Genomic DNA, 21,251 nt, shown 5'->3' on the forward strand with positions numbered 1-21,251 from the left:
GGTATTGAGATGTCACAACATCCAATTCACGTATTTTCAGAAATTGGCAAACTAAAGAAAGTTTTGCTTCATCGTCCAGGCAAAGAAATTGAAAACCTAATGCCTGACTATTTGGAACGTTTACTGTTCGATGATATTCCATTCTTGGAAGATGCTCAAAAAGAGCACGATGCTTTTGCACAAGCTTTGCGTGATGAAGGCATTGAAGTACTTTATCTTGAAAAATTAGCTGCGGAATCTTTGGTAAGCCCAGAAATTCGTGAGCAATTCATCGATGAGTACATTGAAGAAGCCAATATTCGTGGACGCGCTACAAAAAAAATGATTCGTCAATTCCTTCTCGCTATTGAAGACAATCAAGAATTGATTGAAAAAACTATGGCGGGTATCCAAAAATCAGAATTGCCAGAAATTCCATCTGAAGAAAAAGGCTTGCCTGACTTAGTTGAATCAAATTATCCATTTGCCATTGATCCAATGCCAAACCTTTACTTCACTCGTGATCCATTTGCAACAATTGGGAACTCTGTTTCACTCAACCACATGTATTCTGAAACACGGAATCGCGAAACTCTCTACGGTAAATACATTTTTAATTATCACCCAGATTATGCTGGTAAAGTACCTTTTGTTTATGATCGTTCTGAAAACACTCGTATCGAAGGTGGGGACGAATTGGTACTTTCAAAAGATGTCTTGGCAGTAGGTATTTCACAACGGACGGACGCAGCATCAATTGAAAAACTCTTGGTAAACATCTTTAAACAAAGTGTAGGTTTCAAGAAAGTTTTGGCATTCGAATTTGCTAACAACCGTAAATTCATGCACTTGGATACCGTCTTCACTATGGTAGACTATGATAAATTTACCATTCACCCAGAAATTGAAGGCGACCTTCGTGTTTATTCTGTCACTTACGAAAATGAAGAGTTGCACATCGTCGAAGAAAAAGGTGATTTGGCAGAACTCTTAGCAGAAAACCTTGGTGTTGAAAAAGTAGAACTCATTCGCTGTGGTGGGGACAACTTGGTTGCAGCTGGTCGTGAACAATGGAATGACGGCTCAAATACATTAACCATTGCACCAGGTGTGGTAGTTGTTTACAACCGTAATACTATTACCAATGCCATTCTTGAATCAAAAGGGCTTCGTTTGATTAAGATTCACGGAAGTGAATTGGTTCGCGGTCGTGGTGGACCACGTTGCATGTCAATGCCATTTGAACGCGAAGATATCTAATATGGAAGTGATCGTCTTTACAGCCGTCATTGGTGGGATGCTAGCATTCTACTTTTATCAGAAAAAAAGATAGACGAACGAAAAGAAACAGAAAAAAGAGAAAGAGGGAACAATAAAATGACACAAGTATTTCAAGGACGCAGCTTCCTAGCAGAAAAAGATTTCACACGCGCAGAGTTAGAGTATTTGATTGGCTTCTCCGCTCATTTGAAAGATTTGAGAAAACGTGGGACCCCTCACCATTACTTAGAAGGCAAAAACATTGCTCTCTTGTTTGAAAAAACATCTACTCGTACACGTGCAGCTTTCACAACAGCAGCTATTGATCTTGGTGCTCATCCTGAATACCTCGGTGCTAACGATATCCAACTTGGCAAAAAAGAATCTACTGAAGATACTGCTAAAGTTTTGGGGCGCATGTTTGACGGGATTGAATTCCGTGGCTTTAGCCAACGCATGGTCGAAGAGTTGGCTGAATTCTCAGGCGTACCAGTTTGGAATGGTTTGACAGATGAATGGCACCCAACTCAAATGTTGGCAGACTATTTGACAGTTAAAGAAAACTTTGGCAAATTAGAAGGCTTGACTTTGGTTTACTGTGGTGATGGCCGTAATAATGTTGCTAATTCCCTTCTCGTGACAGGTGCTATTCTTGGGGTCAATGTGCATATCTTCTCACCAAAAGAACTCTTCCCAGAAGATGAAATCGTGAAACTGGCAGAAGGCTATGCCAAAGAAAGTGGAGCACATATCGTCATCACAGAAGACGCAGACGAAGCGGTAAAAGGCGCAGATGTTCTTTATACAGATGTTTGGGTATCCATGGGTGAAGAAGACAAATTCAAAGAACGTGTTGAATTGCTTCAACCATATCAAGTAAATATGGATCTTGTGAAAAAAGCTGAAAACGATAATCTTATCTTCTTGCACTGCTTGCCAGCTTTCCATGATACAAATACTGTTTATGGTAAAGATGTCGCTGAAAAATTCGGTGTCAAAGAAATGGAAGTAACAGATGAAGTCTTCCGCAGCAAATATGCGCGTCATTTTGACCAAGCTGAAAACCGCATGCACACTATTAAGGCAGTTATGGCAGCGACACTTGGCAATCTCTTTATTCCAAAAGTATAATCTAGAAACCAACTTGTAAACTACCATCAGCGGGAGGGTTGGGCTATTCCTTAGCCTAGTCCTCCTATTTGGTGTGATCCACCCTCATTTAAACTAAGAGGGTTATCCTGAAAAAGACATTCATAGAAATAGGAGACACAGACATTTATGACAAAACGTAAAATAGTAGTAGCCTTGGGGGGCAATGCCATTCTTTCATCCGATCCATCTGCACAAGCTCAAAAAGAAGCCTTGATGCAAACAGCTAAACACTTGGTGAAATTGATTAAAAATGGGGATGATTTAATCGTTACTCACGGAAATGGTCCACAGGTGGGCAATCTTCTCTTACAAAATTTGGCAGCGGACTCAGAAAAAAATCCAGCCTTTCCACTAGACTCACTTGTAGCCATGACAGAAGGCTCAATTGGTTTCTGGCTTCAAAATGCTCTTCAAAATGCTCTTCTTGAAGAAGGAATTGAAAAAGAAGTGGCTTCTGTTGTGACGCAAGTGATTGTAGATAAGGCAGATCCAGCCTTTGAAAATTTGACCAAACCAATCGGTCCATTCTATTCAGAGGAAGAAGCAAAAGCGGAAGCAGAAAAAACTGGCGCAACTTTCAAGGAAGACGCAGGACGTGGCTGGCGTAAAGTTGTCGCTTCTCCACAACCAGTCGCTATCAAAGCATTCCAGTTGTCGAAGAAGCAGACGGAAGCTTAACCGGTGTCGAAGCCGTTATCGATAAAGACTTTGCTTCTCAACGGCTGGCAGAATTGGTCGATGCAGATCTCTTTATCGTATTGACAGGCGTAGACTATGTATTTGTCAACTTTAACAAGCCAGATCAAGCGAAATTGGAACATGTGACAGTTGCAGAATTGGAGGAATATATCCAACAAGATCAATTTGCACCGGGGTCAATGTTGCCAAAAGTACAAGCAACCATGGCCTTCGTAAACAATAAACCAAGCTCAAAAGCAGTCATTACATCCCTTGAAAATCTTGGTGCTCTTATCGAGTCAGAAAGTGGCACGATTATTGAGAAAGACTAGTTTATTTGTGGAAACCCTATTTCAATTTTTCTAAATTCTGCTATAATAAATGTAAGAGTTTTCTAAAAATATGAAAGGTATTTCTTTGTTGAGGAGGACGATGAAATACCTTTAAAAATGGACATATTTCATTGAGAGTTATCTCTCACAATTCTATTTATTTAGGAGGTTGTTCAGATGGAACAAGAAGTAAAAAAAGGCTTTAAGATGCCTTCGTCTTATACTGTTCTATTCATTATTATCGCTATTATGGCGATTTTGACCTGGTTCATCCCAGCTGGTTCTTATACCGTTGAGGATGGAAATGTTATTCCAGGAACATATGAAACAGTTGCGGCTAATCCACAAGGCTTCTATGAGGTGGTCATGGCACCAATTCGTGGGATGCTTGGTTACACCAACGAAGCGACAGGTGTGACGACTGATGGGGCAATCCAAGTTTCCTTCTTTATTTTGATGGTAGGTGGATTCTTGGGTGTTGTAACGGAGACAGGTGCCCTTGATGTAGGGATTGCTTCGGTCGTGAAAAAATTCAAAGGCCGTGAAAAAATGCTCATTCCAGTCCTGATGCTTCTCTTTGCACTTGGAGGAACCACTTACGGGATGGGTGAAGAAACCATGGCATTCTATCCACTCTTGATCCCAGTCATGGTGGCGGTTGGCTTTGATACCATTACAGCTGTTTCCATTATCTTGATTGGTTCACAGATTGGATGTTTGGCCTCTACGGTCAATCCATTTGCGACAGGTGTGGCTTCTGATGCAGCTGGGATCGGCTTGGCAGAAGGGATGTTGTGGCGCATTATCTTCTTTGCTGTCACATTGAGTATTTCTATCTTCTATGTTTATCGCTACGCTAGCAAAATTGAAAAAGATCCAAGTAAATCTTATACCTTTGCGACTCGTGAAGCAGACCATGCTTACTTCAAAGTAGAACAAGTTTCTGATACACTTTCAGGTAAACAAAAAGCAGCTCTTTGGACATTTGGTTTGACCTTTGTCATTATGATTCTCGGTTTGATTCCATGGGGAGGCTTTGATATTACCTTATTTGATAATCTCAACAATTTCCTTCAAGGTATTCCAGGGTTTGGTCAACTTTTTGGACATTCTGCTGCTTTGGGTACTTGGTACTTCCCAGAAATCACTATGCTCTTCTTGATGATGGCTATCTTGGTAGGTATTCTTTATCGCATGGAAGAATCTCGTTTCATCACTGTCTTTATGAATGGTGTAGCCGTATGATTACAGCGACCATCCTCAAATGGGGTGAAAATGGCTTGTCTGGTCTTCCATCTCAATTGTTTATCATCTTGACCTACATTTTCTACTTGCCAATGTCCTTCTTGATCCCATCAACTTCTGGTTTGGCTGGTGCAACAATGGGTATCATGGCTCCTCTTGGTGAATTTGCCAATGTTCCTGCTCACCTCGTCATCACAGCCTACCAAGCTGCATCAGGTATCTTGAACTTGATTACACCAACATCAGGTATCGTTATGGGTGCTCTCGCTCTTGGTCGTATTGATATTACTACTTGGTGGAAATACATCGGCAAATTGATCGTCATGATTTTTGTGGCAAGTATTGCTATTCTCGTACTCGCAACCTTCTTTATATAGTTTTTATATAGTATAATAGAATAGAGCAATGGAAAACTTTCACTCATAAGATTTAGGGTTGAAAGTTTTCTCGTTTTACCTGCTAGAAAGGATTTAGAATGAAAGCATTTATAACCAAGCAACATCAAGAAGATGTCACCCGTGCCATTCAAGATTTAGTAGCATTCCCATCTGTTTTAGATGAAGAAGATGGTAGTGGTACGCCATTTGGTCAATCGATTCAGGATGTCCTCGAACATACTTTACAATTAACAGAAAAACTAGGATTTTCAACTTACCTTGACCCCGAAGGCTACTACGGTTATGCAGAAATTGGTCAAGGTGAGGAAACCCTGGCTGTGCTCTGCCATTTAGATGTAGTCCCCGCAGGTGATTTAGAGAAATGGCGTACGCCACCCTTTGAAGGGGTCATCAAAGACGGTGTGCTCTATGGACGCGGTGTCCAAGATGACAAGGGACCTTCTATGCTAGCGCTCTTTGCAGTCAAGGCGCTCTTGGATGCGGGTGTGATTTTCAATAAGAAAATTCGTTTTATTTTCGGTACAGACGAGGAGACTCTTTGGCGCTGCATGAATCGCTACAATGAACTGGAAAAACCAGCGACGATGGGCTTTGCGCCAGATTCAGCATTTCCATTAACCTATGCGGAAAAAAGTCTCTTGCAAGCCAAATTGATTGGTCCCGGACATGAAAGTTTGCAAATTGAGGCTGGGCAAGCCTATAATGTAGTCCCTGCCAAGGCGACCTATCAGGGTGAGTGGCTGGAACAAGTGAAGTCAGATTTGGATAAACTTGGTTTTGACTACGACGATGATGGAGGTGCTTTAACCGTTCTTGGCCGATCACGGCATTCGAAAGATGCAACAAAAGGTATTAATGCCATTGTACGTTTGGCGAAAGTTCTTCAAGAACATGTTCATCATCCGGCACTTCAATTTATGGCACAAGTCATTGGAGAAGATGCAACGGGAACAAGTCTATTTGGAGTTATTGAGGATGAGCCATCTGGTCAGCTCAGCTTTAATATGGCTGGTTTGACCATTGATCAAGAGCATTCTGAAATTCGCTTGGACCTTCGTATTCCAGTTTTGGCGGACAAGGAAAAGTTGGTGGACGTTCTCAGCCAAAAAGCAGCAGAACTGGGTCTGACTTATGAAGAATATGATTACCTTGCACCGCTCTATGTGCCATTAGACAGTGAATTGGTATCGACCTTGATGGCGGTTTATCAAGACAAGACAGGGGATATGCGACCTGCTAAATCATCAGGTGGAGCAACCTTTGCCCGGACCATGCCAAATTGTGTGGCCTTTGGAGCATGCTTCCCTCATGTAGCATCTACTGAGCATCAAGAAAATGAATGTGCCCCACTAGATGCACTCTATAAGGCTATGGATATTTATGCTGAAGCTATTTATCGCTTGGCTAGCAATCCTTTATAAGATAAGAAAAAACTTCGTGTGCCCGTTGGCATACGAAGTTTTATTGTTGCTTGCTAAAGAAAAATGGCGGCGTATATTGCTTGAGTTGATCAAAGCAAGATAGAGCTGCCTCCTTATCCTCGCAAATAATAAGGCAAACATCGTCACCACAGACAGTTGCAATGATTTCTGGGATTTCCATGGCATCTAAGATAGAGCCAAAGGATTGCGCTAAGCCGGGCAAGGTTTTTAATACTACTTGGTTTTGCACAGGTTTGAGCATAACCAAGGCATCTTCCATGTAGAAGCGCAGTCGCTTTTCCCAACGAGAAGGGGCAATGCTGTTAATAACATAATGGGCACTGTCATCATCATTGACCTTGACTAGATTGAGCAGCTTGATATCCCGGGAAAGGGTTGATTGAGTAACTGAAATACCATTTAATTCTAATAACTCTTGTAGTTCCAGCTGGGTATGGATTTTCTTTTCAGAAATGAGAGACCGAATCAGTTGATGACGGCTTTCTATTTTATTCATAGATGATTCCTTTATTGGACAAACATAGCATCGCCGAAGCTGAAGAAGCGGTAGTGCTCGTCAACAGCGTGTTTATAGGCTTCAAGAACGAATTCACGACCCGCAAAGGCAGCAACCAACATGACCAAAGTCGATTTTGGTAAGTGGAAATTAGTTGAAAAAGCATCCACAACTTTGAAATCATAGCCTGGTTTGATGAAAATATTGGTCCAGCCAGAGTCAGCTTCTAGACGACCATCAAATTTATTGCCGATAGTTTCCAAGGTGCGAATAGAGGTAGTGCCGACTGCAATCACTCGCCCACCAGCTGCCTTGACCTGATTGAGCGTGTCAGCAGCTTCCTGAGACAAACTGTAGAATTCAGAATGCATCTCATGCTCATCGACATTATCGACAGAGACAGGACGGAAAGTTCCGAGCCCAACGTGAAGCGTCAGGTAAACTAGATGAATGCCTTTAGCTTGAATTTTTTTTAGTAACTCTGTTGTAAAATGCAGACCTGCCGTTGGAGCAGCAGCGGAGCCATTTTCTTTGGCATAGACTGTCTGGTAGCGCTCGCGGTCCTCTAATTTTTCATGGATATAGGGTGGCAGAGGCATTTCGCCCAAGCTCTCCAAGACTTCTAGGAAAATACCTTGGTAAGAAAATTCAACAATGCGACCGCCGTGTTCCAATTCTTTCACAACGGTGGCGCTCAAGCGACCATCGCCAAACTCGATTTTTGTCCCAACTTTGAGGCGTTTTGCTGGTTTTGCAAGGACTTCCCACTGGTCACCCTCCATATTTTTCAGGAGAAGAAATTCTACATGTCCATGTGTATCTGATTTTTGACCATAAAGACGGGCAGGAAGGACACGGGTATTGTTCATGACAAGAGCATCGCCAGGCTGCAATTGGTCAACGATATGGTCAAAATGAGTATCGACCATCGTTTGTTTTTGGTGGTCAAGAAATAATAATTTAGAAGCGTCACGTTTTTCGAGTGGCGTCTGTGCGATGAGTTCTTCTGGTAAATCAAAATCAAAATCTGCTGTATTCATAGGTCTCCTAGGTACTAAAAATCACAAAAATAAAATAGACAATCAAGGCTAACGGGGCAATCATAAGTAGACTTCCAAGGATAGCAAGGCTGATTTTCGCAGCACGATGTTGTCTGAAAATATAGGCTAAGATTACGAGAAATAATCCTGCTAAAAATACGAGTAAAAGTTCAAATGTCATGAACTCATTATACCATATTTTTTCTAAAGTTATCACTTGACAAAAATTGGTATAGATCACATAATAAGGTCAAGAAAAATTTAGGGAGGCATGTATGAAAGTCATTACCGTAAAAGACGCCAAAGAAGGCGGGAAAGTAGCATTTGAACTCGTCAAAGAAACGATTGAAAAAGGAGCACAGGTTTTAGGACTTGCCACTGGTTCGACGCCTGTTGATTTTTACAAGGAAGTGGTTAAAAGCGATTTAGATTTATCTACATTAACCTCTGTAAACTTGGACGAATACGTAGGGCTTTCAGCGGAAAATGAGCAGAGCTACGCTTATTTTATGAAAGAGCATTTATTTGATGCGAAGCCGTTTAAAGTCAGTTATTTACCGAATGGCTTAGCTGAAAATCCTGAACAAGAAGTAGTTCGCTACAATCAAATCCTCGCGGATCATCCAGTAGAGGTGCAAATATTGGGTCTGGGTCGAAATGGTCACATTGGCTTTAATGAGCCAGATTCTTCCTTTGAAGGGGTAACGCGTGTGGTGGATTTGGAGCCATCTACGATTGCTGCTAATGCCCGATTCTTTGAAGATGAAAGCCAAGTTCCTCGTCAAGCTTATTCTATGGGGATTGCTAATATCTTAGCCGCAAAAACGATTGTCCTTATGGCCTATGGCAGTGAAAAAGCTGACGCTGTGTATGGTATGGTCAAAGGACCAGTTACAGAAAGTCTACCAGCTAGTGTCCTTCAAAAACATCCAGATGTTGTAGTCATTGTAGATGAAGCAGCAGCTGAAAAATTATAAGGAGAAAACCTCAGACCGCTTGGTCCGAGGCTTTTTCTATGCTATACTGAAGGTATGCGTTTAGATAAATTACTGGCTCAAGCAGGCTATGGTAGCCGCAATCAGATAAAGAAACTCATTCGCGGTCGGCAAGTCCGCATTGATGGTGCTTATGCCAGCTCAGACGGACAAAATGTAGATCCCGCCTTGCATCATATCACCATTTCAAGGAAAGAGCTCCGCCATGCTCCAGACGTCTATTATCTCCTTCACAAACCGCAAGGAGTGGTGTCTGCTCGTATAGATAGAAATCACCAGACCGTCATTGACTTGATTGCGCCAAAGGATCGGGCAGAGGGCCTCTATCCAGTGGGGCGCTTGGATCGCGACACAGAAGGACTGGTCCTTTTGACCAATAATGGCCCACTGGGATTTCGCATGCTCCACCCCAAGCACCATGTCACAAAGACCTATTATGTAGAAGTGAATGGACTGTTAGAGCGGGATGCTCCCGCCTTTTTTGAAAATGGCATCCGCACGAAGTCGTCATTCATTTGAAGATTACCTACAGGATTTTCTACCCTGAAAACGTAAATGACTCTTTTCTAAAGGAAATGTAGATATTCTTCAGGTTGATCATCTGACGAAAGAAGAAGTTGGACAAAAAGTTAAAGAATGGTGCAATAAACAACTAAAAAAAGACAAAAATAGATAGGGGAAGTGTTACTTTCTCTATCTATTTTAATTGTTTTAACTAACTTTTTCCTACTTTTAGATATGGATAAAAATAAATGCGTTTTCATTTTAGTAAATCTTAGCTAAGCAATAATCTATATGCTATAATATAATAAAAATGTCAACCATGATTTTAAAAACTATGTAAAACACACCTAGACGGATATTCAATCGTGAAATGGATTGAGGTCTTTCAACCTATTTTTGGAATAATAAAAGGAAATAAGGTACTTTGATGTTAAGAGATTGATGTCCTTTTCTTATTTTATCAAGGGATTATAAAATGGAAAAGGTTGTGAATGGCGCTAAGAAGGAGGGGTAGAACTCAGTGGAGAGAAAATGTAAAGTACAATTTAAAGTCAAAAGTTTGCTTAGAAGAGTATTTTTAGCAGTATTTCTTCTGTCTATTATTACTCCTTCCCAATTGGTATTAGCACAGGATCCAGGGGTAGAGGAAACATTTTTTTATCCATTTAACGCTACTTTTCCTAATAAGATGCCTACTAATGGTTACTACACAATCAATAAAGAAGCAGGGAAACTTTGGGTGGAGACCAATGGGTGGAAGAACCCACACGTGACAAACCTTTTGATTACCAAAATTTTAAACACATTACCATCCAAAAATACTATAATTACGAACGGCGCAGTATTTTGTGGAATGTGACTTTCCGTGAAAATAATAATTACGGCTGGAATCCGAGAATAGGGGTCTACCTTCCTCATCAGGATGATCCAAGATATACCTTAATTTCTCCTTCTGACTCGACCAATTCCTATAGTCCTGATACTCCTAGCTCAATCGATGCTTGGAAGAAAGACCCTGGACTAATTACCAAAGCTACTGTTGAGTCTTATGATAAAACAAACTCAAAATTTCCAATCATCTGTGGGATAAAATGATTACACAATTCATTGGTGGTACCGAGGGAGGTAGTAATTTGAACGCCTTCAAGGATTCCGCCATCTTTCCAAAAACCTTTTTAGAACGGTACGTGGCTGTGGAATATTCGGGCTATGCTATGAAAAATAAAGAGGTGACATGGGAATTTGTGACGGTACACCAAGATCCAACTATTGATTTGGAGAAGGATCCACTGATTGCCTTTATATATAAGGGACAATGGACAGATAATGTAGGTTATCCAAAGTTTGCGGCGTCTGGTCCATTAGGGAGGGCCGCCTATAAAGAGTTTCGACACAAAGACATCTATGTGGATGATTTAAATCAAGCAACTGCTCAGTTAACAGCTGGAACTAATCCTACTCTGACGCAAAAAAATTGAAAATTCGGTCGTAGAGGAAACACGTAAACTCTACATGACTTATAGCGATGTCCCTCGGCAAAAAGAGCCAACGAATGTGTACAATCCAGATGGACTATCTCCACAACAAGAAAATCTTCAATTTTTAGACAGTAGGACAGGGAGTTTGGTGGAACCAACCCCTGTCAATATGTATACGACGGATGGCATAACCACGCAAAAATTAACTGAAAATATTCTGAAATACAAGTTACTGTTTAAAGATAATTCCGCTTACTCGATTCCAGTAACAGAAATCTTAAAGCAGGTTGAACTGACCGTTGCACCGCAGGAGCAGACGATTCTTGAGGGAGAAAAAGTCAATATCGGATTAACAGTAAACGATCCTGACTTTCCAGCAGAACGCATCAATGTTCCCCCAGTTGGGCAATTGCCAGATGGTTTAGCTTGGGATCCTACTACGAAAACGATAACGGGATCACCTAAGGTGGATTGGGCGACAATACCTGGAAATTCCGGGGAAAAAGTGGCGAATATCTCATTTGAAGTTTCCCTCAAGCAAGAAGATGGAAACATAAATGAAAGTACTCGAAAAATAATTACTATATCCGTTAAACAGGATCCAGCTTTAGTTCCCGTCGGTGTCCGAGACTATGGCTATCCGATTCCTATTTTGATAGCATTGGTTGGTTTGCTGTCTAGTGGTTTCATGTATCTTCGTATCAGAAAGGAGTCCTATGACAGCAACATCTGCCAGCATCATGGCAGCAGAACCGATAGTAACGCCATTACCTAAATTACAGATTAAGAAGGTTTTAACCTTGCCAGAAGCAGGTGTCACAACACCGAATACTACTTTTACTTTTACAGCAACTCCACATAGTTTTAATAATGATACTGGTCAAACAGGGAAATTGCCACAGTTGGCTGCAGCATCTGTTTCATATACGAATGGAGATGTTCAGGATAATGATGGGGGCACTGCAGGAAAACAAATTATTAAAGCTTCTGATGATCTTCTGAACGGTGTTCCTTTTACAGAAGCTGGTCAATATACATACTTAATCAAAGAAGTTGCTCCATCCCAACCAGCGGAAGGGGGACAGTTCCGGTCTTCACTAGCAGAATATAAAGTATCTCTATTTGTGTCCAAACAGTTGGATGAATCATTTAAAGTTACAAGTATCATGATTGCCCAAACAAAAATGGATGATGGGAACTCTGTAGGAACTGAACAAAAAACAGCCTATAGTCCAAGTGCTGGTGCAACGGGAACGGATAACAATTTTAAATTTGAAAATAGTTATGACAAAGAAGTTGGGAATGCTCCCCCAACTGGTACAACAGCTACAGCAGATGATAAAAAAGGATTTGTTGTTACCAACACTGTAAAAGGGAATAATACTTCTACAACTCAAGACTTCACTTTCAAAATGACAATTACAAAACCAGTAGGGAGCAAATCAACAGATCAACAGTACACGATGAATATTGTTGATGCTAATGGTCAGGTTATAGAAACCAAAAAAGTAATTCAAAATTATGAAGAAGCAGTTACATTTACATTGAAAGCTGGCGAACGATTAGTTGTGAGTGATGTGCTTTTGGGGTCTAAAGCAATTGTGGAAGAAACGAAACGGACTCAGCTGGCTATACTCCGACTGTGACTGGTACAGCAAACGGACAAACATTCGATATTACTCAATTAAAAGATGCAGGTGTTATTTTAGGAGACCAAGCTAGCGGTAACTTTGCAGACTTTGTCAATACACAATAAGCGGCCGCGGGTATTTTATTGGATAACTTTCCAATGACTCTCCTTGCTCTTCTTGCTGCTTTTGGTCTCTTCTTCTTTGCGAAAAATAGAAGAAAAGATCGTGAAGTTTAAGATTGAAGTAGAGGGTATCTTATGAAAGAATTGCAAAAACATAAAGATGCCCTATCAAAGAAATCTTCCGATGTAGCAAGTAGCACTACCAAAACGGAAGGCAGTGAAGTCAGAGGGCTTACAAATAAAGAAAAATTAACCATCACTATCATTAAAAAATTATCCATGGTAGTGGATTATGTGATTTTATTTCTATCCTTGGCGATATTGATCATTGGTGTCTATTCAATATGGGATACCAATCAAGTGTTTCAAGTGGCAAGTAGTGAACAGTACGAAATGTACAAACCAGATAGTACAGATGGTTTATCTTAATAGTACAGATGGTTTATCTTATCAGAAACTACGTGATCTTAATAAAGATGTCATCGGTTGGATTGATGTATATGGGACTAAGATTGACTATCCCATCGTTCAGGGACAAGATAATGCCAAATATTTGAATACCACAGTATTAGGGGAGTATTCGACAGCGGGTTCCATTTTTTTGGATTATCGCAACAGCAAAGATTTTTCCGATTTTAATAATATTATCTATGGTCATTATATGGCAGAGAGAAAAATGTTTGGGGACATGGAAAAATTTTTGGAGAAAGATTTCTTTGATCAGCACAAATTTGCTGCGATTAATAGAAATGATTTGCCTAGTTTTGGTATCACATTTTTTGCTTTTATCAAGACGGAGGGGACGGACCAAGAAATTTTTTCACCTGCTGTCAGTGGGAAAGAAAATAAAAAAGCTCTCATTCAATATTTGTATGACAAAGCTACCTTTTCTAGGAAAATGACGATTTCAGATCAGGACCGTATCGTCCTTCTAGATACCTGTGATTTAACAGTGACAAATGGTCGATATATTTTGGCGGGAGTGTTGACCGAAAAAGTAGAGCCCAATCCGTTTAAAGAAGAGCGACCAAGTCAGCAGTTGCAAAGTTTTACTTTTAATTTACCTAAATTCGGTCTCTTACAATTCTTAATCATTATTTGGATTTTACTAGTCATTTTTTATCTGATACAGAAGATAATAGGTGAAAAGAAAAAGGACGCTAAAAATGATGAAAAATAAATTTCAGTGCTATGAATCTATTTTTAAATGTTCATTGATTGCGGGATTATCCTTTTTATTGCTGATAGGATCTCCAAGGATTGATGCCAACCAGATTATTGACAATCCACTAACAATCCAACAGATCATTGCTATCAATACGGGATATGCTAAGCCCAAAGATACCTTTAGCTATAGGATAGAAGCAGTTAGTGCAAAGGCACCATTACCAAATGGCGCAAAAAGCAACTATACTTTTACCTTAGCAGGAGACCAGAAAAAAGAAATAGTGATTGCGTTTTCCTCACCTGGAGACTATGTGTATAAAGTCTATCAAGAGGAACGAAGTGATGTCCAGCATGTCACACAAGATAAGATTGTTTATACTGTGACAATGAGAGTGGTTGAGACAAAAGGTGATTTGCATGTCTATAGCTATCTGATTATGGATAACGAGGGTTATCAGCATAATGATCTTACCTTTAAAAATACTTATATCATCAGACAGGGACCCCTGCATTCGTTACTGTTTAAGGCAGGTTATACCTCAACCATTTATGGAAAGCTTGGGATGATTTTCTTAGCAGGATTTTGGGTTCTGATCTTCTTTATGAAGAAAAGACAAAAAGATGAAGAAGTGTAAAAAATAAGAAGATAGTGTTTGCTATCTTCTTATTTTTTACTGCTTTCTCATCAGATATAGGAAATAAGGAGCACCAATGGCGGAGACGATAATGCCTGTTGGAATTCCTGTTCCGACAAGGAGAACGCGTCCAATGGTGTCTGCGATTAAGAGCAGGATAATTCCCATGAACATAGTGGCTGGGATAATGATACGATGGTCACCGCCCAGCCATTTTCGGATGATGTGACCTGCGACTAGACCGACAAAAGTGATATTACCGACTAGGACGACACTGAGAGCCGCTAGAGCTGTTGCAAGTATCAATGTGATAGCTCGTTCTTTTTGTACATCAAGTCCCAGTGCCATAGCAGTTTGTTCATTGAGATTCATAATATTCAGCGAACGACTACGACTGTAAGTAAGAATCCAGACTACTAGGAAAATAGGTGTAAAAATGGTCAATGTCAACCATTTTCCCCCACTTACAGATCCGCTCAGCCATTGAACAACTACCTGCACTTTAAAAGGATTTATGCGATTGATAATGGAAACCATAATGCCCGACAGCATACTGGAAATCCCGACACCTGCGATAATGAGGCGCGTGGGAGGAATGCCCATATTTTTCTTACGAGCGACCATGTAAACCAACAAAATGGTGGCAGATCCTCCTAACATAGCAAGAATAGGGGTCAGACCAACCAAAATAGGATCGGAAAAATCTGCGCCAGTTCAAAGAGCAATGCCTCCGTTACCACTTCTTCCTTTTCAGAAAAAACTTGCGCCACCTGATTACTAGATTCATACAAGTTTCATTATAACAAAGAATTTTAATAATTCAATAGTTTTCTGACAATTTTAATAAACATTACAATCATTCTAAATAAATGAAAAAAGAACTGAGAAAACTCACTTCTTTCTAACTTATAAATATTTTTTTGCGATTTCAAGATCACCAGCATAGGTGGCTTTTTTGCCTTCTACAATTTGATAAGCATCTGCCCCTTTTCCTGCGATAATGACAGCATCTTTGCTGGTTTTAGTCTGAGCCAGAGCAGTCGCAATCGCTTCTTCACGATCAATAATGATTTCATATGGACGTGTCATGTGTTGTGCGATTTGTTGGCTGATGGTAGCGGGGGCTTCAAAATTCGGATCATCAGCAGTCAAGATGACATCGATCTGCGGATAGGTATTGAGCAGTAGTCCAAAATCCTTACGTCGGCTCTCACCTTTGTTACCAGGGGCACCGATGAGAAGGGTAATGTGACCTGTTTGGTGTTCTATAACCACATCGATTAGTTTTTTGAGACTGTCACCGTTATGGGCATAATCCACAAAGACTTTGGCACCGTTTTTCTGTGTCAACACTTCCATGCGACCAGGTACGGTGGTTTGGGCGATTCCTTTTTGGATGTCTTCTAGGCTTGCACCCAATCGCAGAGCTGATAAACCAGCTGCGACAGCATTTTCTTGATTGAATCCGCCGATGAGCTGAATATCATAATGCCCCGCCAATTTACCTGTCACAGTGAAGTCAAAAGCGTGACTATCTGTGATGACATTTTCAGAAGTGGGTCCGTAGAAGTCATGGTCTTTGGAGGATACTTGGTCCTGCAAGACTTTAAGATGATCCATGCCACTATTGATGATAACCGCTCTGCTATTGTCCATTAAAAGACGCTTGTGATAGAAGTAATCCTCAAAAGTCGGATGCTCGATAGGACCAATGTGGTCGGGGCTGATGTTGAGAAAAACACCGACATCAAAAGTGAGACCGTAGACACGTTTGACTAGATAAGCCTGACTAGAAACTTCCATAATCAGGTGGGTCATGCCATTTTTGACCGCCTCTGCCATCATGGCATAAAGGTCCAGACTCTCAGGTGTCGTCAAGGTTGATTTGAAAAAAGTCTTTCCATCCAAGGTCGTATTCATTGTCGAGAGCATAGCAGGACGGTAATTTTGTCTTAAGTTCTAGGAATTCTTTCTTAAAAGCTGCGCCTTTTACAAAGAACAAAGTGGAAGGCGATACATCTCGACTATCATAAGATAACTTGTCAAAGCTTACGCTGGTCCAATCATAGAGAAATTCTCCTCGGTCAAGGATTTCTCGGAAATTTTTATCTTTTTTTAGGATGTCTAAAGTTTCTTCAATCGTAATCATATCCCTATTGTAAAGCTATTTTAGTAGAATGACAAGTAAAAGTTAGTGAAAAGACAATTACTAATTTGAATGAGTCCTAGTTTTACCTGAAAGTCAATAAAATCATTAGGCTGTGTTATAATAAAGAAAGCGTTTTAATTAGGAGGCATTATGTTCAAATGACAAGTGAAAGAGAAAAAATGTTGGCTGGACAGCTTTATTATGCAGGAGATGCAGAATTAGTGGCACTTCGTGATCAAGCGCGTCTTTATCGCCAGCAGGTCAATCAAGAAATGGATGGAACCAAGCGTTCTGAACTCATGAAAGAATGGCTTGGGAGTACAGGAGAAAATGTTTACGTAGAAACTCCTGTAACCTTGGATTATGGTTGCCATGTCCATGTTGGCGAGAATTTCTATGCTAATTTTGGTTGGATGGTCTTAGATACGTGTCCTGTTACCATTGGGAAAAACGCCATGCTAGGACCAAATGTCCAATTTTATACAACCCTGCATCCATTGAAGGCAATGGAGCGGATAGCCGGCCCGGAATACGGTGCCTCAATTACTATTTGCATCTTTTCTCGGTGAAACAACCAGATCTCAATTGGAAAAATCCAAGGGTCAAGGAAGAAATATACAAAATGATTAACTTTTGGTTGGACAAAGGGGTTGGTGGTTTCCGCCTAGATGTGATTGATTTGATTGGGAAAGAACCAGACCAACTCATTACAGCAGATGGACCAACTTTGCATCCTCTTATCAAAGAATTAAATCAGCATACTTTCGGTCCTCATGATGTGGTGACTGTTGGGGAAACTTGGTCGGCTAATCTAGATAATGCTCAGCTTTATTCCAATCCAGATGGCAGTGAATTCTCTTTTTTGGAACAACTATGACTTGCCACGCGCCATTTCTCGCTTTGGAGATGATAGTCCTGCCTACCGTGAATTGAGTGGCAAGATGCTTGCCATTTATCTTCATTTTATGTCAGGAACACCTTATATCTATCAAGGAGAAGAAATTGGAATGGTCAATTATCCGATCACGGATATCAGCCAAGCAGATGACATCGAAACTCGCAACATGTACAAAGAACGTTTGGAAGCAGGTTTTAGCAAAGAAGAAATCTTGTCTTCCATCAATGCCAAAGGTCGTGATAATGCCCGTCGCCCAATGCAATGGAGTAAGGGAAAAGGAGCTGGCTTCACAGAAGGTCGACCATGGCTTGCCATCCATGAAAATCATCAGTTGATCAACGCTGATGAAGCATTGAAAAATCCTAACTCTATCTTTTATACCTATCAAAAATTGATTGCTCTTCGCAAAGAATATCCAGTGATGGCAGAAGGTTCTTATCAAGCTTTGGAAACGGGAAATCCGCATGTTCTCGCTTATCGAAAATTTGATGAAGAAGATGAATTTACGGTCATTGTCAACTTTACCAAAGAAATGCAAAATTACACTTTGGATGTGAAGGGAGATATCTTCTTGTACAATTACCCAGAAGTCACAGATCAGCATCATCATACCCCTCGCCCTTATGAAGCATTCGTTTTCAAAAAGTAAAAAAATCCTGCCTAGGGCGGGATTTTTTGGAAGATTTTTGGTAGAATAGAGAAAATAAATTTTGAGGAGTCAGATCATGGGAAAATTCCAAGTCATTTCACATCCACTAATTCAGCATAAGTTGTCCATTTTACGTCGTCAAACAACCTCTACAAAAGATTTTCGTGAATTGGTCAATGAGATTTCTATGTTGATGGGATACGAGGTCATGCGTGATCTTCCTCTTGAAGATGTTGAAATCGAAACCCCTGTGGCGACCACTATTCAAAAACAATTGTCTGGTAAAAAATTAGCCATTGTCCCAATTTTGCGTGCTGGAATTGGTTTAGTGGATGGGCTCTTGAGTTTAGTTCCATCTGCAAAAGTCGGTCATATCGGGATGTACCGTGACGAAGAAACTCTTCAACCAGTAGAGTATTTGGTCAAATTGCCAGACGATATTGATCAACGCCATATCTTTGTCGTAGACCCAATGCTCGCGACAGGTGGCTCAGCTATCTTGGCTATTGATTCATTGAAAAAACGTGGCGCATCAAACATCAAATTCGTGGCTTTAGTATCTGCTCCTGAAGGTGTAAAAGCTCTCCAAGAAGCTCACCCAGATATCGATATTTACACAGCAGCTTTGGATGAAAAACTCAATGAAAAAGGCTACATCGTTCCAGGTCTTGGTGACGCTGGTGATCGCCTCTTCGGTACAAAATAGAAAATAAAAACCATAAACGCATCGTCAAGTGTTTATGGTTTTTTTGTGCAAGTTTGAGGAGCGTCAGGACCTATCTATTCAGGTGTTCGGATGTTAATAGTAGCATTGGTCGTTTCAATGGTCAGCTTATTTTTGCTCTCTTTCTTATCTAGTATGAGAGTGTGCTCTTTGTCATTTGATAACACAGGCAATTTTTCATATTTATCACTTGTAAAGATTCCGATTTTTTGGAACTCATTTTGAAGGTATTGGTTCTCTTTGTAAAGATCAGCTAATTCACTTTCGCTGAAACCACCGTAGCCCAGCCCTTCAGCCAAAGATTGTTTGTTCACTTTATTTTGGATATACCAATTCAAATTTTGTAAGCTTTGATCTGTGAGGTCGATATTGGTTTCCGTCAATTGCTCTTTGGCAGGGGTAAAATGATTGTCGCCTTTGAGAGTTAATTCTGAAGCATCTAGATAAGAGTAACTCTTAATAGTACTATTTTCTAGCTGAGACTGCATCAAATCAATATTTTTTTCGTGAGAAGAAATGGTAAGATTTTTCAAAGTTGACTGATTGACAGATATATAATAACCACTTAATTGACCCGAATCGATTTGGACATTCTGTAAACGAAGCCCACCTGTTATAGTAGCTTCTTTGATATGACTATTTTCAATAGAGGTATAAGAAAAAGTTTGGATAGTGAATTTATCAAGTGTCTTATTCTTGGGAATAGTAATCGTAATGGTGTTACTATTTTGGTATTCTTGTGAAAGAACTTCTCCCAACACTTGTAAAATACCCTTGATTCGAAATTCTCTTCGTTTGGCAGTTACAGTAAGTTCTTTATCAGTTTGCTTTAATTGCAGAGCGTTACCCAAGTTATTTTTAGAATCTGTATAAGTCACATGAAATTGATCATCGCTTGATTCTTGGATGATGACTTCATGAGGCATTGATTCAACTTTAATAGCCGATAATCCTTTATAATCTTTCGTGATTTGATCTGGTTGACTAATTTCTGTTAACTGCTGGATACCACCTGTAAGAAATCCAATTCCTACTAATATTAAGCCAATCATCAAAGTGGTGAATCCGATGATAACGGTAGTGATTGCTTTCTTTTTCATACTCGTTTACCTCTATTTAAAATCCATTTGAAGCTAGCCTTGATGAATTGCCAAGACCAATACGCGAAAAATCCTGTAAGGAGGAAGAGAAGAATGGCACCGCCCACGAATGATAATCCCGTCCCCATGCCCAATAGAAAGACATTAAAACCTTGAGAGAAGAGACTGCAGGCTTCCCAAATAAAGTAAGTGCCACCGATGAAAGTTGTGATGCTTGCCAATAAACCAACAAGCAATAAGCCTAGTACCACAAAGGTGATGGTAATCAGTAGTAAAATCAAGCAAATGAGAACAGGAATGGCAATTGGAAGGGACAAGACAGCCAAGATAGCCAACCAGACAATTTTCTTTGTGGTCTTAAATTCTTGCCAATTTTTTCCCAGATAGAAAGCTCCAAAGATAGAAACAATGAAAATAGCCATGATACCAAGAATTGGCTCAACTGAAAGTAAAATGAATGAAAAGAGGAGGGACAGCACAAAGACAAGGAGTAGAAACAGATGAATCTTTCCTATAGAAAATGTGCGCACTGTATCTGTTCCAACTTCCTTATCTCCTTCAATGTGTCGTTGGAGGATGTTGTTAATCAGATCACTCGCTGCTTCTTTAGGCGTACCGAGCTCTTCTATGATAGTCGCTTCACGTTCTGGACCTGCTTCATCAAAATATTCATTGAAAAAGGTAATGGCTTCTTGAAATTCCTTATGTGGTAATTTTTTCAAGTACTTCTCTAATTGAGCCATGTATTCAGTTTTTTGTCATGGCGAACGCTCCCTTCTATAATACCGTTGATCGTAGATGTGTAGACATCCCAATCCTCTTTAAGACGTATCAATTCCTCATGTCCTAATTCAGTTAAACTGTAATATTTCCTCATTCTCCCTTGATATTCCTGAGAATAAGTTGTTAGAAAATTATTTTGTTCTAACCGCTTTAGAATGGGGTAGAGAGCGGATTCTTTGATATTAGAAATGAGCTTGATGGTCTGACAGATTTCATAACCATAGGAATCTGTTGATTCTAATATGCTCATGATGAGAAATTCTGTCAGCACTGCTGGAACAGGAAAATGCATAATAGACCTCCTTTGCATGTAGGATAAGGAAAAAATTGATCTGTATTTTATAATAACATATGTTTAAATTTTATATATAACAATTATAAATCCATTAGTGGA

The 21,251-nt window shown here is 40.1% G+C and carries 19 protein-coding genes and 6 pseudogenes; 17 read left to right on the plus strand and 8 right to left on the minus strand.

All coding sequences use genetic code 11. From position 1 onward, the window contains the following. Window positions 1–9 precede the first annotated feature (9 nt). The 5 genes and pseudogenes from arcA to AEX56_RS01050 all read left to right on the plus strand — a co-directional run bounded on the left by arcA (window position 10) and on the right by AEX56_RS01050 (window position 6,465). Window positions 10–1,239, plus strand: a complete 1,230-nt coding sequence (gene arcA / locus AEX56_RS01030; RefSeq protein ID WP_049617563.1) for an arginine deiminase — start codon at window positions 10–12, stop codon at window positions 1,237–1,239. Window positions 1,240–1,356: 117 nt separating this feature from the next. Beyond that, on the plus strand, window positions 1,357–2,370 hold the full coding sequence (gene argF / locus AEX56_RS01035) for an ornithine carbamoyltransferase (RefSeq protein ID WP_049617564.1): 1,014 nt from the start codon (window positions 1,357–1,359) through the stop codon (window positions 2,368–2,370). 147 nt (window positions 2,371–2,517) lie between these two features. Then, window positions 2,518–3,401, plus strand: a pseudogene (gene arcC, locus AEX56_RS01040) (carbamate kinase). A gap of 177 nt (window positions 3,402–3,578) precedes the next feature. Next, a pseudogene (locus AEX56_RS01045) lies at window positions 3,579–5,023 on the plus strand (YfcC family protein). A gap of 98 nt (window positions 5,024–5,121) precedes the next feature. Further along, window positions 5,122–6,465, plus strand: coding sequence for a dipeptidase (locus AEX56_RS01050; protein ID WP_049617565.1), 1,344 nt, complete (start codon window positions 5,122–5,124; stop codon window positions 6,463–6,465). Window positions 6,466–6,505: 40 nt separating this feature from the next. On the opposite strand, the gene AEX56_RS01055 is transcribed toward AEX56_RS01050, so the two are convergent. The 3 genes from AEX56_RS01055 to AEX56_RS08505 are packed head-to-tail and all read right to left on the minus strand — an operon-like array spanning window position 6,506 to window position 8,203. Further along, a complete protein-coding gene (locus tag AEX56_RS01055; protein ID WP_049617566.1) occupies window positions 6,506–6,982 on the minus strand; it encodes an arginine repressor in 477 nt (158 codons plus the stop codon). A gap of 11 nt (window positions 6,983–6,993) precedes the next feature. After that, a complete protein-coding gene (queA, locus tag AEX56_RS01060; protein ID WP_049617567.1) occupies window positions 6,994–8,022 on the minus strand; it encodes a tRNA preQ1(34) S-adenosylmethionine ribosyltransferase-isomerase QueA in 1,029 nt (342 codons plus the stop codon). Between the two features lie 7 nt (window positions 8,023–8,029). Beyond that, the gene (locus tag AEX56_RS08505; RefSeq protein WP_160315156.1) at window positions 8,030–8,203 is read right to left on the minus strand and encodes a hypothetical protein; all 174 of its coding nucleotides are present in this window, start codon (window positions 8,201–8,203) and stop codon (window positions 8,030–8,032) included. Between the two features lie 94 nt (window positions 8,204–8,297). On the opposite strand from AEX56_RS08505, the gene AEX56_RS01065 reads away from it, so the two are divergent. The 9 genes and pseudogenes from AEX56_RS01065 (at window position 8,298) to AEX56_RS01105 (ending at window position 14,554) form a co-directional block, all read left to right on the plus strand. Further along, a complete protein-coding gene (locus tag AEX56_RS01065; protein ID WP_049617568.1) occupies window positions 8,298–8,999 on the plus strand; it encodes a glucosamine-6-phosphate deaminase in 702 nt (233 codons plus the stop codon). Window positions 9,000–9,053: 54 nt separating this feature from the next. Next, window positions 9,054–9,512 (plus strand): annotated as a pseudogene (locus AEX56_RS01070) (pseudouridine synthase); the annotation flags it as partial. A 762-nt stretch (window positions 9,513–10,274) separates the two neighbouring features. Then, entirely contained in the window at window positions 10,275–10,616 is a 342-nt protein-coding gene (locus AEX56_RS08340; RefSeq protein WP_131542129.1) for a hypothetical protein, read from the plus strand. Beyond that, a complete protein-coding gene (locus tag AEX56_RS01080) occupies window positions 10,613–10,999 on the plus strand; it encodes a hypothetical protein (protein WP_049617570.1) in 387 nt (128 codons plus the stop codon). Before AEX56_RS08340 ends, AEX56_RS01080 begins: the two co-directional genes overlap by 4 nt. Window positions 11,000–11,033: 34 nt before the next feature. Next, window positions 11,034–11,774, plus strand: a complete 741-nt coding sequence (locus tag AEX56_RS01085) for a putative Ig domain-containing protein (protein WP_049617571.1) — start codon at window positions 11,034–11,036, stop codon at window positions 11,772–11,774. Next, entirely contained in the window at window positions 11,716–12,645 is a 930-nt protein-coding gene (locus AEX56_RS01090; RefSeq protein ID WP_131542128.1) for a DUF7601 domain-containing protein, read from the plus strand. Before AEX56_RS01085 ends, AEX56_RS01090 begins: the two co-directional genes overlap by 59 nt. Window positions 12,646–12,887: 242 nt before the next feature. Then, window positions 12,888–13,181, plus strand: coding sequence for a hypothetical protein (locus tag AEX56_RS01095; protein ID WP_049617573.1), 294 nt, complete (start codon window positions 12,888–12,890; stop codon window positions 13,179–13,181). Next, entirely contained in the window at window positions 13,168–13,932 is a 765-nt protein-coding gene (gene srtB, locus AEX56_RS01100) for a class B sortase (RefSeq protein WP_049617574.1), read from the plus strand. Before AEX56_RS01095 ends, srtB begins: the two co-directional genes overlap by 14 nt. Next, the gene (locus AEX56_RS01105) at window positions 13,919–14,554 is read left to right on the plus strand and encodes a Spy0128 family protein (protein ID WP_049617575.1); all 636 of its coding nucleotides are present in this window, start codon (window positions 13,919–13,921) and stop codon (window positions 14,552–14,554) included. The genes srtB and AEX56_RS01105 overlap by 14 nt, the downstream gene beginning before the upstream one ends. A 36-nt stretch (window positions 14,555–14,590) precedes the next feature. Here AEX56_RS01105 and AEX56_RS01110 read toward each other — a convergent pair. Both AEX56_RS01110 and AEX56_RS01115 read right to left on the minus strand, forming a co-directional pair. Beyond that, window positions 14,591–15,247, minus strand: a pseudogene (locus AEX56_RS01110) (FecCD family ABC transporter permease); the annotation flags it as partial. 213 nt (window positions 15,248–15,460) lie between these two features. Further along, window positions 15,461–16,703, minus strand: a pseudogene (locus AEX56_RS01115) (UDP-N-acetylmuramoyl-L-alanyl-D-glutamate--L-lysine ligase). 179 nt (window positions 16,704–16,882) lie between these two features. On the opposite strand from AEX56_RS01115, the gene AEX56_RS01120 reads away from it, so the two are divergent. The 3 genes and pseudogenes from AEX56_RS01120 to upp all read left to right on the plus strand — a co-directional run bounded on the left by AEX56_RS01120 (window position 16,883) and on the right by upp (window position 18,956). Then, window positions 16,883–17,272 carry a maltose acetyltransferase domain-containing protein gene (locus AEX56_RS01120; RefSeq protein ID WP_236682987.1) on the plus strand — a complete coding sequence of 130 codons (390 nt, stop codon included), beginning with the start codon at window positions 16,883–16,885 and terminating at the stop codon, window positions 17,270–17,272. Continuing rightward, window positions 17,248–18,250: pseudogene (locus tag AEX56_RS01130) on the plus strand (alpha-amylase family glycosyl hydrolase); the annotation flags it as partial. The gene AEX56_RS01120 and the pseudogene AEX56_RS01130, both read left to right, overlap by 25 nt. A 76-nt stretch (window positions 18,251–18,326) precedes the next feature. Further along, window positions 18,327–18,956: a uracil phosphoribosyltransferase gene (gene upp, locus AEX56_RS01135; RefSeq protein ID WP_049617576.1), complete on the plus strand. Its 630-nt coding sequence runs from the start codon at window positions 18,327–18,329 to the stop codon at window positions 18,954–18,956. 74 nt (window positions 18,957–19,030) lie between these two features. Here upp and AEX56_RS01140 read toward each other — a convergent pair whose 3' ends face one another. Genes AEX56_RS01140 through AEX56_RS01150 form a run of 3 tightly spaced genes read right to left on the minus strand, consistent with a single transcriptional unit; the run spans window position 19,031 to window position 21,149 of the window. Next, window positions 19,031–20,074, minus strand: a complete 1,044-nt coding sequence (locus AEX56_RS01140) for a DUF4097 family beta strand repeat-containing protein (protein WP_049617577.1) — start codon at window positions 20,072–20,074, stop codon at window positions 19,031–19,033. Continuing rightward, entirely contained in the window at window positions 20,071–20,817 is a 747-nt protein-coding gene (locus tag AEX56_RS01145) for an HAAS signaling domain-containing protein (RefSeq protein WP_049617578.1), read from the minus strand. Before AEX56_RS01145 ends, AEX56_RS01140 begins: the two co-directional genes overlap by 4 nt. After that, window positions 20,805–21,149 (minus strand): PadR family transcriptional regulator, encoded by a 345-nt coding sequence (locus AEX56_RS01150; protein ID WP_049617579.1) that lies wholly within the window; start codon window positions 21,147–21,149, stop codon window positions 20,805–20,807. Before AEX56_RS01150 ends, AEX56_RS01145 begins: the two co-directional genes overlap by 13 nt. Window positions 21,150–21,251 lie beyond the last annotated feature (102 nt).

The organism is Streptococcus sp. X13SY08 (assembly GCF_001182825.2).
Taxonomy (GTDB): Bacteria; Bacillota; Bacilli; order Lactobacillales; family Streptococcaceae; genus Streptococcus.